Here is a 16,690-nt window from a genome sequence, read left to right as displayed (position 1 = left end):
GTATTCAATAATAACCCTGACAAGGTTTAATACTGCATTTATAGTTGAGAACACAGCAAAAAAAATGATCGAAATTTCTTCCGATCATATCTTATAATTACTCATCTTTCTTTGAAGAGGTTGTAAACACATCCAGAAGCCCTTCCGGCAACTGCATTGTCATAACTTTTTCTTCTCGGTCCAGAGCAATAATCCAGTCTTTAATTATAGGAACTACAACTTCTTTATCATTAAGTACCAAAATGAAATAGTGTTGTGCCGTCTGATCATTCACAGAGCGGATAAGACCATAAGATTTCCCTTCGGTATCTTTAATCTCGTAACCAACAATTTCGTGGTAATAGAATTGTTTTCCGGATAGTTTTGGCAGGGAAGAAAGAGGTTGGTATACCTCCTTTCCGATCACCTGATCTACCAAAGCCTCGGTAGAGTTTTTAAACAGGATATTTAAAGAATCACCTTTACTCCATGACAGTTTATCAACAAAAAACGGAACCAATAGTCCATTGATTTCAATGAACATTGATTCCATTTTACTGTAAAATTCGGGTTGATCTGTATCCATTTTCAGGATTACGTTGCCCGAAAGGCCATGTCTGCGGGTAATTCTACCAAGAAAATAACATTCTTCTTTACGCATCAGGCAAATTTTGTATTAAGCTTCAGCGTTTTCTTCAGAAGCATCAGCAGCTGGAGTTTCTTCAGTTGTCTCTTCAGCAACTACTTCTTCAGCAACAGGTGCGTTAGCAGCCTCCTCAGCAGCTTTAGCGTCTGCCTCAGCTTGAGCAACAGCAGCTAATCTAGCTTCGTTTACTTTAGCTTCAGCTTCTAAAGCAGCTTTCTTAGCGTCAGCCTTAGCTTGAGATAAACCATCTACTTTACCTTGTACTTTAGTTTCTTTAGCTTCTAACCAAGCGTTGAATCTTTTTTCAGCTTCAGCTTCGTCAAATGCTCCTTTAGCTACACCACCTTGAAGGTGTTTTTTGTAAAGAGCTCCTTTGTAAGAAAGAATAGCTCTTGCAGTGTCAGTTGGCTGAGCACCGTTGTTTAACCACTTTACAGCAGCATCAACATTTAAGTCGATAGTTGCAGGGTTAGTAATTGGGTTGTAAGATCCTAGTCTTTCGATGAATCTACCATCTCTTCTAGCTCTTGAATCTGCTACAACAATGTGGAAAAAAGGCTTCCCTTTTTTACCGTGTCTTTGTAATCTAATTTTTACTGACATAAATAATTAATTTTGAGGGAACTCGTCCCGGTTAATTTTAAGCTGCAAAGATATAAAAAAACTTTCAATTCTAAAGCCTGTCTAAATTTTATTGTTAATACTCTTCGACAGGCTCAGAGTGACATTACTCGTTCAAGATATCTTCCTTTTAGGAGTGTCAGACTGAGCCTGTCGAAGTCTAATATTTTTTAATCAAAATTCAAACAGACTCTAAAGTTACACGTTCAAAGTTTTTCAACACTTATTTGCCAATCATTTCTACATCGAATATATCTGTTCGGTTATAAAATATTCTCTATAGATCAATCACCAAAACTACTCATTATCAAGTCAGTAAACCTTATTAAATCACCAATAATTGAAATTTACAGATTTAATTGATTCAGGTCTCTCTTTTTTTTCGAATATTTGCAGATTACTCCCAAAAACTAACCCAACTGTCAGAAATAAATACTAACCCAACTACAAACATATAGAATATACATTCTCTGAAATGTTATTGCGAATAGACTTAATGAAAAACTAATATAAAATTTATGAAATTATTCTTTCCTTTTTTATTACTTATGGGCACCATGAGTATTCAGGCACAGAATTGCAACTGTAAAGAAAACTATGAATGGACTAAAAAGACTTTTGAAGAAAATGATGCGGGCTATCGTCATATACTAGATACAAAGGGAAGAACAGCCTATGATCTCCATAATAAAATTACAAACGATAAAGTTACTAACATTACAGATTTCTACCAGTGCAAAGCAGCTTTGGAAGAATGGATTAAATTTTTCCGCACCGATCATTTCAGATTTACATTAACAGATAAAGCTGTAAAAAATCAATTAAACTCCGAGCACTTTCAGCCGGTAAAACAAAAGGCTTTCAATATCGAACAATTCAAGAAAACCCTTGCCACAAGTAAGGAAGACAATATTGAAGGAATATGGTCAAGAGGAAGTAATCTTATTGCTGTAAAAAAAGAAGGAAACACTTTTGTTGGCAGTATTGTAAATACACAAAACAAAGACTGGAACAAAGATGATATTCTATTTTCATTAAATCAGGATCTGAAATCAGGAACTTATTATCAGAAAAATTTCAAACCAGTTCCTGTAAAAAAAGCTTTATATCTTGGAAAAAATTTACTTCAGATTGATGATGCGGTTTTCCAGCGATCCTACCCTAGCTTTACATATCAGGACAATACAAAAGAATACAACCAGATAAAAACCAGCGGTAAAACATTTGGTTACAAGAAAGATGACAATACTGTTTATCTCCGAATTCCGGCTTTCCACCAAAACAAGAAAGCAATAGACAGTACATTGGCTAGTCTGGATAACCTGATAGCTTCTACTCCAAACCTCATTATTGATCTAAGAGACTGTCAGGGCGGGCAAGATTCCAATTATCAGGGACTCATCAAGTATCTCTATACGAATCCAATCCGTACTGTAATGACAGAAATGTACTCCACTCCACAAAACAACAAAATTTGGGATACACTGATTAACAGTTCCGATACCGACGCAGAGGATAAAGAAACATATAAAAAGATTCAGTCAACTCTTAATAGCAAACTAGGACAATTTGTTAACATTTATGGGAAAGATGTTACGGTTAGTAAAAAAGACCAGGTTCTTCCTTTTCCAAAAAATGTAGCAATTATTATTCACGAAAATAATTTTAGCACAACAGAACAGTTTATTCTGTTGGCAAAGCAAAGCAGAAAAGTAAAATTCTTTGGAAGAAAAACCGGTGGTGCTGTTGATGTATCCAATATGATTGAGGCAACCTCTCCTTCTGGTGATTTTGTCTTTGAATACTGTATCTCCAGATCTCTCCGTATTCCGGAATTTCCTGTGGACGATTTAGGAATTCATCCGGACTTCTATATTGACAAGACAATTCCTGAAGATCAGTGGGTAGACTTCACAAGCAATACAATGAAAAACTGGAACTAAGAAAAATGCGTTGTCAATAATATTGACAACGCATTTTTATATTTACCAGCTCGGATATCAGGCTTAGTATATTTCCTCAATCTTTTGATGAATCCGATTGAGAACAAACTCATCACCTACCTTCTTTCCAATCATCATTTTTGCCATAGGACTCTCTTCAGAGATTGCATACATTCTATCCCCTTCAAAGAAAAATTCTCCCAGGGAAACAGAAATATAAAAACGGGCTTTATTGGTAATCACCAATGATCCTAACTGAATAACGGACATTTCAGAATTCAGGACACGGGCCATTCCGTTTTGCAACTTATGAAGTTCTGCCAACTGCCTTTGCATCTGGTAGATTTCTTCATGTGCCTCTTCCCGGACACTATCGTATTTAGGAGTTTTTTTAATGTCTTTACTGGCTTCTTTTGTAAAATGCACAAATTTCTCCAGCGTTTGGATTTTATCAGCAATAACGCTTTTTACATAATTCCGGATATCCTTTTTATCGTAAATCGTCTTCTTCATAGGTCCAATTCTTTCTTAAAGATAACAATTTCCTAAAATGATCCCTATAATTATGCTTCTATTTTTACATCCTCATCATCTGCATCTCTGTGCAATTGTGCCTTGTAAAGTGTAGCATAATAACCATCTCTTTGCAACAGTTCTTCATGTTTTCCTTCCTCTACAATTTTACCCTGATCCATTACAATAATCTTATCCGCATTTACAATGGTGGAAAGTCTGTGTGCTATAATAATAGAAGTTCTGTTTTTTGTAATTTTTTCAGTTGCCTTCTGAATCAGTTTTTCGGATTCATGGTCTATAGAAGATGTGGCCTCATCCAGAATCAGAATGCTTGGATTTGTTAAATAAGCTCTTAGGAATGATAATAGCTGACGCTGCCCTAATGAAATAGAAGAACCTCTTTCGCTTACAACATAATCATATCCACCTGGCAACCTTTCGATAAATTCGTCCACCTCGATTTCCTGTGCCGCCTGTTTTATTCTTTCTAAAGGAATATCTTCACCTAATGTAAGGTTCTCGTAAATAGAACCGTGGAACAAAAATACATCCTGCAATACAACACCAATATGGCTGCGCAGATGATGAAGTTCATAATCCCTAAGATCTATATCATCCAGTAATATTTTCCCGGAATTAATATCATAAAACCTTGTAATAAGCGTAATAATGGTAGATTTTCCGGCTCCTGTAGCCCCGACAATAGCAACAGATTGTCCAGGTTCTACTTTCAGACTTATCCCTTTTAATACTTCTTGTTTCTCATCATAAGAGAAATGTACTTTCTGGAATTCGATTTTCCCCGCAACCTTTTCTTTTACAACAGTTCCGTTGTTAGGCATTGCATTGTCCTCGTCCATAATTCCGAGTACACGTTCCGCACCAACCAAACCTCTCTGAATATTATTGAATCTGTCTGCGATCTGACGCAACGGACGAATCAGCATACTGATAAACTGAATAAATGCAATAACATCTCCCGGACTGGCATCACTACTTGTTAGCGCATTATAACCTGCATAGAATAGAATAAGTCCTATAGACACAGAAGAGATAAGTTCTACTACCGGGAAAAATAAAGAGAAAAAGAAAACAGTTCGCAAAAGCGCTCCCTTCAATTGTTGATTAATATCATCGAATTTTTCAAATTCAGCTTTCTGACGGTTGAACACCTGTATTAAAGACATACCGGCAAGTCTTTCCTGTACAAAGCTATTCTGAGTTGCAGTCCAGGTTCTTTCATCTCCAAAAGCTTTCTTTAGCCTTTTCTGGAAGAATCTTGTAACCAATAGCATAATCGGTAAAATGGCCAGCGCAATAAAGCTGAGCTGAACGTTTACATTAAACATAGCTACCAGTACCAAAACTACACGTAATACATCTCCAAAAACCATCAGGAATCCGTCTGTATATACAGTAGCAATTGTTTCCACATCTCCTACAGCACGAGTTACCAAATTACCAATAGCTGTTTTATCAAAAAATGAAGTCTTGAAATAAATAAGTTTACGGTACAAACGCTCCCTTATATCACGGATTACATTTTGCGAAATGTAATTGGACAGATATACCAAACCGAAGTTCAGGATTGTTTCTGCAGCAACCAAGCCTATCAGGAGGTAAACATCATGCATTAGTAAGTCGAAATTCTTCTCCCTAATAATGTCATTATCCACAACATCTTTGGTTAGTATGGGCCGATATGTTCCTACTAAAGCCAGAACAACAGATATAATAAATGCAGAAATAAACCAACCCCGGAAGTTCATTCCAATTTTAAAGAGTCTGGCAATTATATTTCCAGTGCTTAATTTTTTCATATTTTCTACCTCAACAGAGGCTATATTATTCAGTTTCTTTCTTTCCTATAAGATCTATATCTATAGAGGGCTGGGTTTGTCTTTCACTGATCAATTTATGTTCAAGTATTTTATGAACTCCCCATACCGCTCCTCCGGCAATTGACCAGCCAATCAGGTTAAGTGGTGTAATCCCTACAACAGTACTTTCATCTTCCAGCCCACCAGGTTCTGCAATAGCCAGATAAAAACCATACAAACCTCCGACTGTCATTTGTACTGCCATAAAAATAATACTTCCCAGTAACCCATAATGCCATTTAACTTTAGCATATCGTTTTGCTAAGTTCGCATAATACCGATAAATAAAGATCAAAAATAAAATTCCCAGCATATATTCCTCTGCTTAATTATCAAAGTTATAACCTACATCCACCAGATACAATCCGTGGGCAGGAGCCGATGTTCCGGCGGCATTCCGGTTTTTCTTTTCAATAATATCATGGATATCTTCCGGCTTTATTTTTCCAGTACCCACTTCCACCATAGTCCCTACTATTGCACGCACCATATTTCGTAAAAAACGGTCAGCTGAAATGGTCAATACCAGTTCATCCCCACGTTGCTCCCACACCGCTTTTTTCATTTCGCAGAAATTGGTTTTGTTATCGGTGTGCAGTTTTGCAAAACTTGTAAAATCTTTATACTGAAACAAAATTTCACAGGCTTTATTCATTGCATCTATATCCAGCTTTTTCCGCCAAAGCTGCCATGCAGAGTTTTCTGTAAACGGATTCTTTTTCAGCGAAATATAATATTCATAAGTCCTGTATAACGCGCTGAATCTCGCATGCAGATCTTTAGAAACCTGAAAAACTTCCTGAACCGCAATACTTGGTGGTAAAAAGCTGTTTAGCTTATGTACCAGCTGATCTCCCAATACATTACTGGTTTCAAAATGTGCATACATTTTTTTAGCATGAACTCCGGTATCCGTTCTTCCGGCACCTGTTATTTTAATGTCTTCACGCAGCAACGTACTCAATGCTTTTTCCAAAGTTTCCTGGACACTAATTTCGTTGGGTTGTATCTGAAACCCGAAGAAGGATGCGCCGTTATAGGAAAAAGCGATGAAATAGCGTAATTTGTTTGTATTTTTGTCTAGATTTTCGATACGCAAAAATACGAACTCTATCGCAACTGAAAGTTCTCTTTATGAAAAAAATATTATTACTTTCCGACACTCATTCTTATATGGACGACCGCATCCTCTCTTATGCTGAACAGGCAGATGAAATATGGCATGCAGGTGATTTCGGAAATACGGATGTAATAGAGGCTTTACAAAAAATAAAACCTTTAAAAGGAGTCTACGGAAATATTGACGGAACCGAAATAAGAAAGGAGTTTCCGGAGGTTTTACGTTTTCAGTGTGAGGAGGTAGAAGTATTAATGATCCATATCGGTGGATACCCCGGACGTTATTCACCTTTAGCTAAAGCCGAGATTAACAAACAAACACCTAAAATATTTATATCAGGGCATTCTCATATTTTAAAAGTTATGATGGATAAGGAAAGAAATATTCTCCATATTAATCCGGGGGCCTGTGGTAAAGTTGGCTGGCATAAAGTCCGTACGATGCTTCGTTTTACAATTGACGGGAGCGAAATAAAGGATTTGGAAGTTATCGAATTGGGGGCAAAATAAATAACAATGAAGGCAGGAGATAAAGTTTCGGTACTAAACGATAATTTAAAAGGAAAGATTATCAAAATTCACAAAAATCTCATCACCATAGAAGATGAATATGGTTTTGAGCATACTTATCCATCATCTGAAATTGTTCCGGCAGAAGCAGATTTATACAACTTGCAACCTGTTACGGTAAAACAGGAACCCAAAAAAAATATTTCTAAAAAGAATAAAATTCCGGCTTTGGTTTTGGATCTTCATTTTGATCAATTGGTCAACAATCCGTCCGATTACGATTCATGGGAACGACTTTTTATTCAGAAACAGCGCCTACAGGAAACTATTAATTTCTGTAGAAAAAATCACATCAAAAAGCTAGATGTGATCCATGGTATTGGTGACGGTGTATTACAGTCGATGGTTTTGGATGTTCTTCGTGGAGAAACAGGCCTGGAGTATGAGGATGGAACTTTCTTCAAACACCAGTCCGGTACAATTACCGTAATCCTGAAATAGGTTCTCCATTACAATTATCATAAATACATTAAGCCAAGATAACGTCTTTATTCTAAAGTTTTCAACAGTTTAATTAATTTTCCGGCCTGTCTTTTAGCTTTGCTCTTTACCTCCTCTTCTGTATAACCTGCATTTAGTGAAGTCCCGTGAAAATAAAATGGCTCGATATAATTCATCTGTGTATAATAAGCTGTTTGCTCAAGGTTTTTACAAAATTCAGGAATTCTGAAATGATGTTCTCCTAAAGTTTTATATTCATTCTCAGCTGATCCGACAGTAAAACTGGGAATGAAATTCTTACCTTTCAGCTTATCACCTGTCGAGCCGTAGGCAAACCCATATTCCAATACCAAATCGAACCATTGTTTTAGAATCGCCGGCATAGTATACCAATAAAAGGGAAACTGAAACACTATATTTTTATGTCTTAATAATGCTTCTTGTTCTTTCTTTATATCAATTTTAAAATCGGGATATAACTGCTGAAGATTTCGGACTTCGACATTTGCCTCACTATTTACCAATCCATTCACAATCTCTTTATTCGCTAATGATTTTTCCCAATCGGGATGTCCTAAAATAATTAATGCCATTGTTTTTTATTTAGATTTCGTACTATCAAAATTATAGTTGCAAAATTATTTTTAGTCCTTTAAATTTGCAATAACTATCAATTCCGATAGGCCTTAAATCACCGGATATGAAAAAAGAATGTCTAGGAAAATATGTGAAAATAGAAGATAAAATATACCCTTGTTCAGTAAGTTTGGCAATGGATCTAGTCGGCGGAAAATGGAAAACTGTTATATTATATCATCTGAAGGATGGTGAGAAAAGGTTTAGTGAGCTAAGGAAAGAATTGTTCTCAGTTACTGAAATGACGCTGAGCTTACAATTAAAACAACTAGAAAAAGACGGACTAATCTCAAGAAAGGTTTATGGCAAGAAGCCACCAATAAAAGTTATTTATAAATTAACCGATTTTGGAAGTACCTTTATCCCGGTATTGGATGCGATTACCACCTGGGGAAATCAAATTGTGGATAAGAAAGGGAAATTTGTAGATAGCTTATAAAGATTTATCTGATATAATTTTCCCCGTTGAAGGTGATAATTTTCAACTGCCAACTAAAATACTTAAATTTGCACATTAGGCTGAAAAACATGCAGAAATTATCTCTACTTTTCACAAAAGACGGTTTACAATGGACCATAGGCAAGGGCTCTTCTTACACTGAGAGCGCTTTTTTCAAAGATGAAGAAACGCCTGAAGGTTATATTTCCGATAAACTTACAGAAGTATTAAAACAAGGGAATCTCAAAAAAATTGAGGTAGTCTCTGCGCTTAATCATTTCAGTATGTTACCTTTTGGTTTCGACCAGCACCAGTTGGGCTACCAACTTATTTCTTATAATGCTCCGGTAGATGAAGCTAATGAAGAATTAATGCTGGCGATTAACAAAAAATTTCACGTCCAGTTTTATTATACCATGCCGAAGGAATTTTATCAGAAAATAAAGTCTTCTAATATTCCTGCGGTTTTTAATTTTTCCGGAGAGAAATTTCTGAGTCAGACTCTTACCAAAACCAATGGTGAGCAAATACACATTAATCTTTACCATAATCAGGCAGAGTTTTTTGCTATGAAAGACGGAAAGATTTTACTTTACAACAATCTGGATGCTAATTCCGAAGTAGACTTTCTTTACTTTATCATGTTTGCTGTTTCCAAACTAAACTTTGACCTGAAGAATCTTCAGTTCCTTGTTTATGGAGAAATAGACGAGAATGAGACCTTCCTTAGCGAATTACAGAAGTTTGCCCATCAGGTAAAAATTGTAGAGAAAAGCATTAAAAACAAACACAACTTTATCCTTCAATAAAATGTACAGAATTATATCGGGGAAGTGGAAGGGTAAAAAAATTGCCGCTCCGAAGAACTTTGAGGTTCGCCCAACAACAGATTTTGCAAAAGAAGCGCTATTCAGTATTATCGAACACCGCTTCGACATCGAATATTTATCCGTATTGGATCTTTTTGCCGGAATTGGTTCTATTTCATTAGAATTTGCTTCCCGTGATACAAAAGATATTACTTCCGTGGATCTTAACCCTAAACATTGTGGATTTATTAACTCCACAGCAAAAGAATTAGGTTTCGACTCTCAGATTAATATCAGTCGCGGTGATGTATTCGACTGGGTAAAAAAAGAAAGAAACCATGGTAAATTATACAATCTGGTATTTGCAGATCCACCATTCGACATGGACAAGACCAAGTACGATGAATTAATAGACCTTGTACTGAATAAGAATATACTTGCTGAAAACGGAGTTTTTATTTTAGAACACCAATCCAGGCAGAAGTTTGAACATCCAAACCTGTTGGAAACACGAAAGTATGGAAACGTAAGTTTCAGTTTTTTTGCAAAAAAAACAGATTGATAATAATTAATTATATTTTGCTCCATTCGGAAAACCGGATGGAGCTTTTTTATAAATTTGTGAAACACAAACAAATAAACTACTATATGAAAAGACTGTCCTTACTTCTTATCATAGTTTTCTCATTCACAGTAAAATCACAGCAAAAAAACGATTCACTGAACACAGCACTACAAAACATTACCAAAGACACCAAATTTGGTCTGGCTCTTAGTGGTGGTGGTGCAAAAGGTTTTGCACACCTGGGAATTCTGAAAATGATTGATTCATTAGGAATTAAGATTGATTACATTACCGGAACCAGTATGGGCGGAATTCTTGGAGGTCTGTATGCAATGGGGTATAATGCGGATCAGTTAAAAGAAACTGTCTACAAAGTACATTGGAACAGAATTCTGAGTAATAAAATCCCATATAACAAAATCAATATCAGCGAAAAGGACGAATATGACAAATATATTCTGGAATTCCCTGTTGTAAAGGGATTCCCTACCCTCCCAAGCTCTTACATCGAAGGACAATATATGGGCGAAGTTCTCAATACTCTTACCTTCAACGCTAAACATATCAATGATTTCAGCAAACTAAGAATTCCGGTTGAACTTACTTCTTCTGATATTGAAAATGGCGGATTGGTGATGCAGAAAAAAGGATCTTTACCCTTAGCGATTCGCTCTACACTGGCTATCCCCGCAGCATTTGCTCCTGTTTATATTGATGGGAAACTTTTGGTAGATGGTGGATTGGACAGAAATTTCCCTGCAAACGAAGTAAGGGAGATGGGAGCTGATTTTGTTGTTGGCGGCTATACCGGATTCAGGCTTTTTACCAAAAAGGAGATTGAGAATCCCATGAAGATGATTTATCAGACACATGCCATACGTTCAGTAGAGGATTTCAAACATCAGAAAGCACTATCCAATATTATGGTTGACTTCGTGAAACCGCTGGGAGATATCACCACAAAAGATTTTGCCAAATATGATGAAATTATAAAAATTGGGGAGAAAGAAGCAAAAAAACACTTATCCGAATTCGTAGCATTAGCAGAAACCCAGCGAAGATTGGGAATAAAATATGAGCACAAAATGATTGAGGAGGTAAAATTGCCTACTACCCAGTTTACATTTAGTGAAGAAGACGGAACTCCGATTACGGATACTAACGAAATAGAAAATATCCGCAAACAGATGGAACTGAAAGAGGGTAACTATTATGATGCTAAAACAGTAAACGAGGCAATAGACCGTGTATTCGGAATGCGACATTACGAAAAAGTATATTATACTTATACCAATACGGGTGATGCTCTTACAATGAATATTTTTGTAAAAAGAGCAAAGAAGGGAGCATTTAAGGTGGCTTTGCATTATGACAATGAGCAGTCTGTAGGAATTATTGTGAATTACACTTATCGGAATTTTGTTTTCAGTAAATCCAGATTGTTAGTAACCGTAGATGCTGCAGAACGTTTTAAAGCCAGAATAGATTATCAGAAATTTTTGGACAATGGACATCGCTGGTGGCTGAATCTGGAAGGGAAAATGGTATATCTGCGGAGTAATGATTTAACATTCAGATTAATTGATACCAATAGTGATGACGATAATATAAGATTCCCTAACTATATGTACAGAAATATTACCGGGAAAATCGCACTGAACTATAATATTCACCCTAATGCTTTTATTTCTTTCGGAACCGAGTTTAGTGCAGAGAGAATGAACCGTTTTCTGGACAAAGTAGACCAGATCAGAGTAAATAACTATAGCAAAAAATTATACAGCCATAGTAATTTTAACACTTTTCTAAATTTTGAGCAGAACAATCTGAACAAAAGATATTTTTCCACCAGAGGGAATCACCTGCAGGTAAGTACGAGATTTTACTACGGAGATCAGTATGATTTGTATGACCTGGCAAAAGTTCAGCCTGAATTAAATTCAATACTGGACCCTAAATCAGAGAATTATAAAGAAACCAAAAATATAGTTTCGTTTACGCTTAACGAAAATTATTCACAACCCATTACCAAAAGGCTTACTGCTAAGGCTAATCTTTTCCTCGGTGCCAGTGTTGGTAAAGAAACAGATCAAAACCGGAAACCAAATACAGATCAATACCCTTATCTATTTCTCAATCAAAAGTATAACTTAGGAGGCAGCGAGTATAATTATGACATCATGAATCCGGAATTTAATGGTTTTCGCCAAAAAGAGTTACCTATAACCTCTGTTGCTAAAGCAGGATTATCTCTGCAATACAGAATTATGAAAAAATTCTACCTTACACCTTCTTTTAGCTACAGTATACTCAGTGATGAGCTTTCACCATTCAAAAGTAATATCAGTATGATTGGATATGGGCTGAATTTAGGTTACGAATCCCTATTAGGCCCTATTAACATTAATGTTTCTAAAAATGATTTACTCGATATTTGGAGAGTATATTTCAGTATAGGATTCAAATTCTGATACTACTTAATAAAAAAGAGGTTTCCATTATAATGGAAACCTCTTTTTTATCAGAAATCTATTTATAACTAGGTTACGAAATTAAATTTGCCAAATATATTTGTGCCGGCTCTTCCAACAACTCATCAGCTTTGGATATAAAAGCTTTAATATAATCCTGTTGATTATGTTGCTCTAATCCTTCTGAATTTTCCCATATCTCATGGAAAATAAATAAATTTTCATCCTCTGCTCCTTGCTGCAGGTCGTATTTAATACAAGCGTCTTCTTTTCTTGTATTTTCTACCATGTTTTGAAGAAGTACCAACAGTTCTTCTTTTTTCTCTCCTTTAGCTTTTAATATAGCAGTTAAATAGATTTTCATATAATTATGTGTTATTTATAATTGTATTTTCATTTCTGTTTTTAGTTCTGAAGAACACATTTTTCTTTTGTGAAAACATTCTGTACGTATTCTTTATAATCGGTTTCATACTGACTAACTCTTTCCAGGGTAGCATTCTTTTCCATATCGTGGAAATGAAAACTTCCGATATGAGCCAATCCGGCAAAAGCATTCATTCTGTGGAAACCAAATAAAATACCTTCATCAACAGATTTCTGTTGAAAGAACTCTCCCTCCATCGTAAATGCTGTATCCGGAGCATTCCAGCTGGAAGTCACAAAATATTTTTTTCCATGCATTAGTCCGCCAGTCCCATAATTGATCTGCGGATTTGTACGGGAGCGGCCATCACTTTCATAGATACCATTTTTATGTCCGGCAGTAAATACCTCATCTATATAAAATTTAAGTCTGTTAGGTACCTGAAACCACCAAACCGGAAAATGATAAACGATAACATCTGCCCATTTAAAGTTTTCAGCCTCATCCATAGGATCAAACTCATCGTTAACATTACTTACTCTTACTTTAAAGCCTTCTTTTTCTAAAACTTCTTTTGTCCATCCTGTAATAGATTTATTAAATGCTCCGCCTGAATGTGCAAAAGTCTGCCCTCCGTTGATGATAAATATATTTTCCATTTCTAATTGTTTTTTTTGATGATACAAATTTCCGACAGAAAAATCAATTATAAAAATAATTTAATTTATAACTTTGTATCATAATTATGATACATTTAAGATAAAACGTTTATCAGAATAAGACACTATGTTTTTAAAAATGAAAAAGCCGAAAGATAATTCTTCCGGCTTTTATTAATGTTTTAAAGAGCTCTTACTATAACACTTTTAGCTCCAGGCTAATCTTGTTTCCGAAAAATTTTCTCGAAATTTTCTCGAAATTCTTTGTAATATCTGATAAATAAAAATGATAAGAAGGCGTATGATTTTGCTCATTAAGCAAATGATACTTATCCAGAATTATTTTCAGCTGATTAGCCACAATATTCGGAGAATCGATAACCCTCACCCTGTTCCCGTAGTATTGTTTGATTTCGTCAAGCAGCAAAGGATAGTGGGTACATCCCAGTATAAGTGTCTCTATATTTTTCAGCTTATTATTACTCAGATAATTATAAATAATAGCATGAGTAATAGGATGATTTTTAAAACCTTCTTCTATTGCAGGAACCAGTAACGGAGTTGCCAGTTCGTCTACTTTGATAAATTTATTGTGCTTTCTGATACTTTTTCTGTAAAGTCCTGAATTAACGGTTGCCTTTGTAGCAATAACACCTACATTAGTATGTATTTCATATGCTACTTTTTCTGCGACAGGATTAATCACATCAATTACCGGAACTCTGCCCGCCACCAGTTCTAATACTTCTTTCAGAGCATTAGCTGTTGCAGTATTACAGGCTATAACAATAGCTTTACAATTTTGTTCCAGCAAAAAGTTGGTGATTTTGGTAGAATATTCTACGATAGCTTCCTTCGATTTTTCACCATAAGGAAGGTGTTTAGTATCTCCGAAATAGATTAAATCTTCATTCGGAAGCAGCCTTTTAATTTCTTTAGCCACAGTAAGCCCACCAACCCCGGAGTCGAAGACACCTATCGGCTGGTTTGGAGAAAGTCCCTGTATATTTACTTTATTCAAAGTTTTCATCTAAAATTGGGCATGCAAGTTACAAAAATTAGAAGGTTTAATTAAGTTTTCGTTCCGATTATTCTTCATAAAATTCAACTCCGGCAACGGTGAACTGCAGCCCCTCCGTAAGCTCTTTTGGAACGAGTTTTATCAACTTGGCTGCAACCGGTTTATCAAAGTTTATTCTCGTCCATACAGGGTTGGCTTTTATATTGGAAAATTCGCCCTCTTTTAGCAGCTTCCAGCGTGAATTACCATCGCTGGTATAAACAGCATATTTTGTAATCATACCGTCAGTTTTACCATCCTGTCTAGGCAAATATCCTAAACCTGTAATATTCCGGCCTTCAATATTAAAAATCAAAGATTCACTCTTTGGAACAGATACAAATGTATTGGAGTTTTCATTTAGAATAACCTGGTCTATTCTGGCCATTCCGGTAGGAATTTTTATCTTTTTAGCTTCTGTTGTATGATCGAATACAAACGCCTCTTTATATTCTTTATACAGTCCGAAGTCACTTAGTGTAATTGCTACGGGCGCATAAATATGAACTCTGAGGTCCGTAAGGCTAACTGGTTTATCCAGTTTAATCAGGCGGTTTGCACCAATACTGGTTGCCTTACCGAGTGTTTCCCATTTTCCGTTAACTAAGCCTTCTATTTTCACACTGTCTATGCGCTGTCCCAGTTTAATATTTTCTCTTAAACGAATAATATCGAATGTTGACTGTTTTGCCAATTTAATATCTAACTGAGCCTTCGTTACTCCGTCATTTGTTGCCCAGTAGCTATAGCGGTCTTTATCCAGAATAAACTGTGTCCCGAATTTTTTCAGATTTTGACCTCTTACATCAGATGCCTTAATACTTGCCCGTTCTGCAAAATTAGTTTTAAAAGTTTCTGCTATTTTTACCCCAAAAGCCTTTAGGGATTTTACATCATTATCATGAAGGATTCCTGAAGGCATAGGCGATAATCCCAAATTCATATCAGCTCCTCTCCCAACAGACTTCATATAGATATCAAACAACTGATCCGGAGTTTTTACTTTAGCATCCTGATCTTTATGATAAAACCATCCTGGTCGTAAAGGTACATCACACTCTGCAGGAATCCAGTATTTACCATTTCGGTCTCCGGTTCCGGCATTTGTATAAACCGCCGCTCCCGGCACAGGTTTCTTTCCGTCTAATCCTATGGGTGTAAATGTTGCCCATGATGTTTCTGCTGCATATCCATGCTCATTCCCAACCCATCTCATATCAGGTCCTATATCCGAAAATATTACAGCTCCAGGTTGTAGCTTTCTTACTATAGGCCAGGTTTTCTCCGTCCACTGATAATATGTAGTACGATCAATAGTTCTCTTCTCATTACGCCCGCCATAGTAACCATCTCCTCCGTTTGCTCCGTCATGCCATGAGGTAAATAATGGTCCGTAATTAGTCATAAGCTCTGTTAGTTGTGCCCTGTAAGCATCTGCATAGGCGGAAGTTCCGTATCTTACATCATTTCGGTCCCACGCAGACAGGTAAACACCAAATTTGAGATGTGCATTTTTGGAAGCCTGCATAAAATCCTTTACCATATCTCCTTTTCCTCCCCTCCATGGTGAAGAGGCTATACTATAAGATGTTGTTTTCGTAGGCCAAAGACAAAAACCGTCATGATGTTTTGCTACCGTAATCAATCCTTTTAATCCTGCAGATGCAGCAGCTCTGGTAATCTGATTTGCATCGAATGAAGTGGGATTAAAAATTTCCGGTGAAGCATCTCCGAACCCCCATTCTTTATTCTGAAAAGTTGTAGGCGTAAAGTGTATTAATGCATAAGTTTCCATTTCGTGCCATCTCAGCTGTCTTTCCGAAGGAACAGCTCCGTAAGGCTTCAGCTCCTGAGCAAGGAGAAAAGGTGCACTCATCAAAAGAGCCACATGTACTATTTTTTTCATGGTAAAGTTTTTAGTTCTTGCAGCCTTTGGCAGCAAAGGTTAGTCTCCCAAAAATAAGGAAGA

The 16,690-nt window shown here is 36.2% G+C and carries 18 protein-coding genes; 7 read left to right on the top strand and 11 right to left on the bottom strand.

The window, feature by feature from the left end; genetic code table 11:
- Nucleotides 1–97 precede the first annotated feature (97 nt).
- Together rimM and AYC65_RS00385 are read right to left on the bottom strand one after the other, a co-directional pair.
- Nucleotides 98–640, bottom strand: a complete 543-nt coding sequence (gene rimM, locus AYC65_RS00390) for a ribosome maturation factor RimM (protein ID WP_034866598.1) — start codon at nucleotides 638–640, stop codon at nucleotides 98–100.
- A gap of 15 nt (nucleotides 641–655) precedes the next feature.
- Nucleotides 656–1,228: a 30S ribosomal protein S16 gene (locus AYC65_RS00385; RefSeq protein ID WP_034866600.1), complete on the bottom strand. Its 573-nt coding sequence runs from the start codon at nucleotides 1,226–1,228 to the stop codon at nucleotides 656–658.
- A 536-nt stretch (nucleotides 1,229–1,764) separates the two neighbouring features.
- On the opposite strand from AYC65_RS00385, the gene AYC65_RS00380 reads away from it, so the two are divergent.
- Complete coding sequence (locus AYC65_RS00380; RefSeq protein WP_034866602.1) at nucleotides 1,765–3,189, top strand: S41 family peptidase; 1,425 nt, start codon at nucleotides 1,765–1,767, stop codon at nucleotides 3,187–3,189.
- 63 nt (nucleotides 3,190–3,252) lie between these two features.
- On the opposite strand, the gene AYC65_RS00375 is transcribed toward AYC65_RS00380, so the two are convergent.
- From AYC65_RS00375 to truA, 4 genes are read right to left on the bottom strand one after another with little or no spacing between them, the layout of a single operon-like run.
- The gene (locus AYC65_RS00375) at nucleotides 3,253–3,702 is read right to left on the bottom strand and encodes a GreA/GreB family elongation factor (RefSeq protein ID WP_034866604.1); all 450 of its coding nucleotides are present in this window, start codon (nucleotides 3,700–3,702) and stop codon (nucleotides 3,253–3,255) included.
- Nucleotides 3,703–3,752: 50 nt separating this feature from the next.
- The gene (locus AYC65_RS00370; RefSeq protein WP_034866606.1) at nucleotides 3,753–5,525 is read right to left on the bottom strand and encodes an ABC transporter ATP-binding protein; all 1,773 of its coding nucleotides are present in this window, start codon (nucleotides 5,523–5,525) and stop codon (nucleotides 3,753–3,755) included.
- A 25-nt stretch (nucleotides 5,526–5,550) separates the two neighbouring features.
- Complete coding sequence (locus tag AYC65_RS00365) at nucleotides 5,551–5,898, bottom strand: hypothetical protein (RefSeq protein WP_034866608.1); 348 nt, start codon at nucleotides 5,896–5,898, stop codon at nucleotides 5,551–5,553.
- Between the two features lie 12 nt (nucleotides 5,899–5,910).
- Nucleotides 5,911–6,684: a tRNA pseudouridine(38-40) synthase TruA gene (gene truA / locus AYC65_RS00360; RefSeq protein ID WP_045183533.1), complete on the bottom strand. Its 774-nt coding sequence runs from the start codon at nucleotides 6,682–6,684 to the stop codon at nucleotides 5,911–5,913.
- 35 nt (nucleotides 6,685–6,719) lie between these two features.
- Between truA and AYC65_RS00355 the strand changes: the two genes are divergently transcribed.
- Both AYC65_RS00355 and AYC65_RS00350 read left to right on the top strand, forming a co-directional pair.
- Nucleotides 6,720–7,214: a metallophosphoesterase family protein gene (locus tag AYC65_RS00355; protein WP_034866609.1), complete on the top strand. Its 495-nt coding sequence runs from the start codon at nucleotides 6,720–6,722 to the stop codon at nucleotides 7,212–7,214.
- Nucleotides 7,215–7,220: 6 nt separating this feature from the next.
- Complete coding sequence (locus AYC65_RS00350; RefSeq protein ID WP_034866611.1) at nucleotides 7,221–7,715, top strand: Smr/MutS family protein; 495 nt, start codon at nucleotides 7,221–7,223, stop codon at nucleotides 7,713–7,715.
- Nucleotides 7,716–7,762: 47 nt separating this feature from the next.
- Here the strand turns inward: AYC65_RS00350 and AYC65_RS00345 are convergent, their stop codons facing one another.
- Complete coding sequence (locus AYC65_RS00345) at nucleotides 7,763–8,308, bottom strand: NAD(P)H-dependent oxidoreductase (protein WP_034866613.1); 546 nt, start codon at nucleotides 8,306–8,308, stop codon at nucleotides 7,763–7,765.
- 107 nt (nucleotides 8,309–8,415) lie between these two features.
- Between AYC65_RS00345 and AYC65_RS00340 the strand changes: the two genes are divergently transcribed.
- The 4 genes from AYC65_RS00340 (at nucleotide 8,416) to AYC65_RS00325 (ending at nucleotide 12,635) form a co-directional block, all read left to right on the top strand.
- Entirely contained in the window at nucleotides 8,416–8,790 is a 375-nt protein-coding gene (locus tag AYC65_RS00340; protein ID WP_034866615.1) for a winged helix-turn-helix transcriptional regulator, read from the top strand.
- 89 nt (nucleotides 8,791–8,879) lie between these two features.
- Nucleotides 8,880–9,599: a DUF3822 family protein gene (locus AYC65_RS00335; protein WP_034866617.1), complete on the top strand. Its 720-nt coding sequence runs from the start codon at nucleotides 8,880–8,882 to the stop codon at nucleotides 9,597–9,599.
- A 1-nt stretch (nucleotide 9,600) separates the two neighbouring features.
- Nucleotides 9,601–10,161 carry a 16S rRNA (guanine(966)-N(2))-methyltransferase RsmD gene (gene rsmD / locus AYC65_RS00330; protein WP_034866619.1) on the top strand — a complete coding sequence of 187 codons (561 nt, stop codon included), beginning with the start codon at nucleotides 9,601–9,603 and terminating at the stop codon, nucleotides 10,159–10,161.
- Nucleotides 10,162–10,247: 86 nt separating this feature from the next.
- On the top strand, nucleotides 10,248–12,635 hold the full coding sequence (locus AYC65_RS00325) for a patatin-like phospholipase family protein (RefSeq protein WP_034866680.1): 2,388 nt from the start codon (nucleotides 10,248–10,250) through the stop codon (nucleotides 12,633–12,635).
- A gap of 73 nt (nucleotides 12,636–12,708) precedes the next feature.
- Here the strand turns inward: AYC65_RS00325 and AYC65_RS00320 are convergent, their stop codons facing one another.
- The 4 genes from AYC65_RS00320 to AYC65_RS00305 form a co-directional block, all read right to left on the bottom strand.
- Nucleotides 12,709–12,999 (bottom strand): putative quinol monooxygenase, encoded by a 291-nt coding sequence (locus AYC65_RS00320; protein WP_034866620.1) that lies wholly within the window; start codon nucleotides 12,997–12,999, stop codon nucleotides 12,709–12,711.
- 41 nt (nucleotides 13,000–13,040) lie between these two features.
- The gene (locus AYC65_RS00315; protein ID WP_034866623.1) at nucleotides 13,041–13,661 is read right to left on the bottom strand and encodes an NAD(P)H-dependent oxidoreductase; all 621 of its coding nucleotides are present in this window, start codon (nucleotides 13,659–13,661) and stop codon (nucleotides 13,041–13,043) included.
- Between the two features lie 196 nt (nucleotides 13,662–13,857).
- Nucleotides 13,858–14,691: a glutamate racemase gene (murI, locus tag AYC65_RS00310; protein WP_034866625.1), complete on the bottom strand. Its 834-nt coding sequence runs from the start codon at nucleotides 14,689–14,691 to the stop codon at nucleotides 13,858–13,860.
- 58 nt (nucleotides 14,692–14,749) lie between these two features.
- The gene (locus AYC65_RS00305) at nucleotides 14,750–16,627 is read right to left on the bottom strand and encodes an alpha-L-fucosidase (RefSeq protein WP_034866627.1); all 1,878 of its coding nucleotides are present in this window, start codon (nucleotides 16,625–16,627) and stop codon (nucleotides 14,750–14,752) included.
- Nucleotides 16,628–16,690 lie beyond the last annotated feature (63 nt).

This window comes from Elizabethkingia bruuniana (assembly GCF_002024805.1).
In the GTDB taxonomy this organism is placed as follows: domain Bacteria; phylum Bacteroidota; class Bacteroidia; order Flavobacteriales; family Weeksellaceae; genus Elizabethkingia; species Elizabethkingia bruuniana.
Note: the sequence above shows the minus strand (reverse complement) of the source record. Positions and strands in the feature narration are given on the sequence as shown.

What these genes read in the sequence shown, in the direction of transcription:
- AYC65_RS00345 (WP_034866613.1), bottom strand. Translation starts at nt 8,308, where the DNA reads ATGGCATTAATTATTTTAGGACATCCCGATTGGGAAAAATCATTAGCG.
- AYC65_RS00380 (WP_034866602.1), top strand. Translation starts at nt 1,765, where the DNA reads ATGAAATTATTCTTTCCTTTTTTATTACTTATGGGCACCATGAGTATT.
- murI (WP_034866625.1), bottom strand. Translation starts at nt 14,691, where the DNA reads ATGAAAACTTTGAATAAAGTAAATATACAGGGACTTTCTCCAAACCAG.
- AYC65_RS00365 (WP_034866608.1), bottom strand. Translation starts at nt 5,898, where the DNA reads ATGCTGGGAATTTTATTTTTGATCTTTATTTATCGGTATTATGCGAAC.
- AYC65_RS00350 (WP_034866611.1), top strand. Translation starts at nt 7,221, where the DNA reads ATGAAGGCAGGAGATAAAGTTTCGGTACTAAACGATAATTTAAAAGGA.
- AYC65_RS00340 (WP_034866615.1), top strand. Translation starts at nt 8,416, where the DNA reads ATGAAAAAAGAATGTCTAGGAAAATATGTGAAAATAGAAGATAAAATA.
- AYC65_RS00320 (WP_034866620.1), bottom strand. Translation starts at nt 12,999, where the DNA reads ATGAAAATCTATTTAACTGCTATATTAAAAGCTAAAGGAGAGAAAAAA.
- AYC65_RS00385 (WP_034866600.1), bottom strand. Translation starts at nt 1,228, where the DNA reads ATGTCAGTAAAAATTAGATTACAAAGACACGGTAAAAAAGGGAAGCCT.
- AYC65_RS00325 (WP_034866680.1), top strand. Translation starts at nt 10,248, where the DNA reads ATGAAAAGACTGTCCTTACTTCTTATCATAGTTTTCTCATTCACAGTA.
- AYC65_RS00305 (WP_034866627.1), bottom strand. Translation starts at nt 16,627, where the DNA reads ATGAAAAAAATAGTACATGTGGCTCTTTTGATGAGTGCACCTTTTCTC.
- rimM (WP_034866598.1), bottom strand. Translation starts at nt 640, where the DNA reads ATGCGTAAAGAAGAATGTTATTTTCTTGGTAGAATTACCCGCAGACAT.
- AYC65_RS00355 (WP_034866609.1), top strand. Translation starts at nt 6,720, where the DNA reads ATGAAAAAAATATTATTACTTTCCGACACTCATTCTTATATGGACGAC.
- AYC65_RS00370 (WP_034866606.1), bottom strand. Translation starts at nt 5,525, where the DNA reads ATGAAAAAATTAAGCACTGGAAATATAATTGCCAGACTCTTTAAAATT.
- AYC65_RS00375 (WP_034866604.1), bottom strand. Translation starts at nt 3,702, where the DNA reads ATGAAGAAGACGATTTACGATAAAAAGGATATCCGGAATTATGTAAAA.
- AYC65_RS00315 (WP_034866623.1), bottom strand. Translation starts at nt 13,661, where the DNA reads ATGGAAAATATATTTATCATCAACGGAGGGCAGACTTTTGCACATTCA.
- AYC65_RS00335 (WP_034866617.1), top strand. Translation starts at nt 8,880, where the DNA reads ATGCAGAAATTATCTCTACTTTTCACAAAAGACGGTTTACAATGGACC.
- rsmD (WP_034866619.1), top strand. Translation starts at nt 9,601, where the DNA reads ATGTACAGAATTATATCGGGGAAGTGGAAGGGTAAAAAAATTGCCGCT.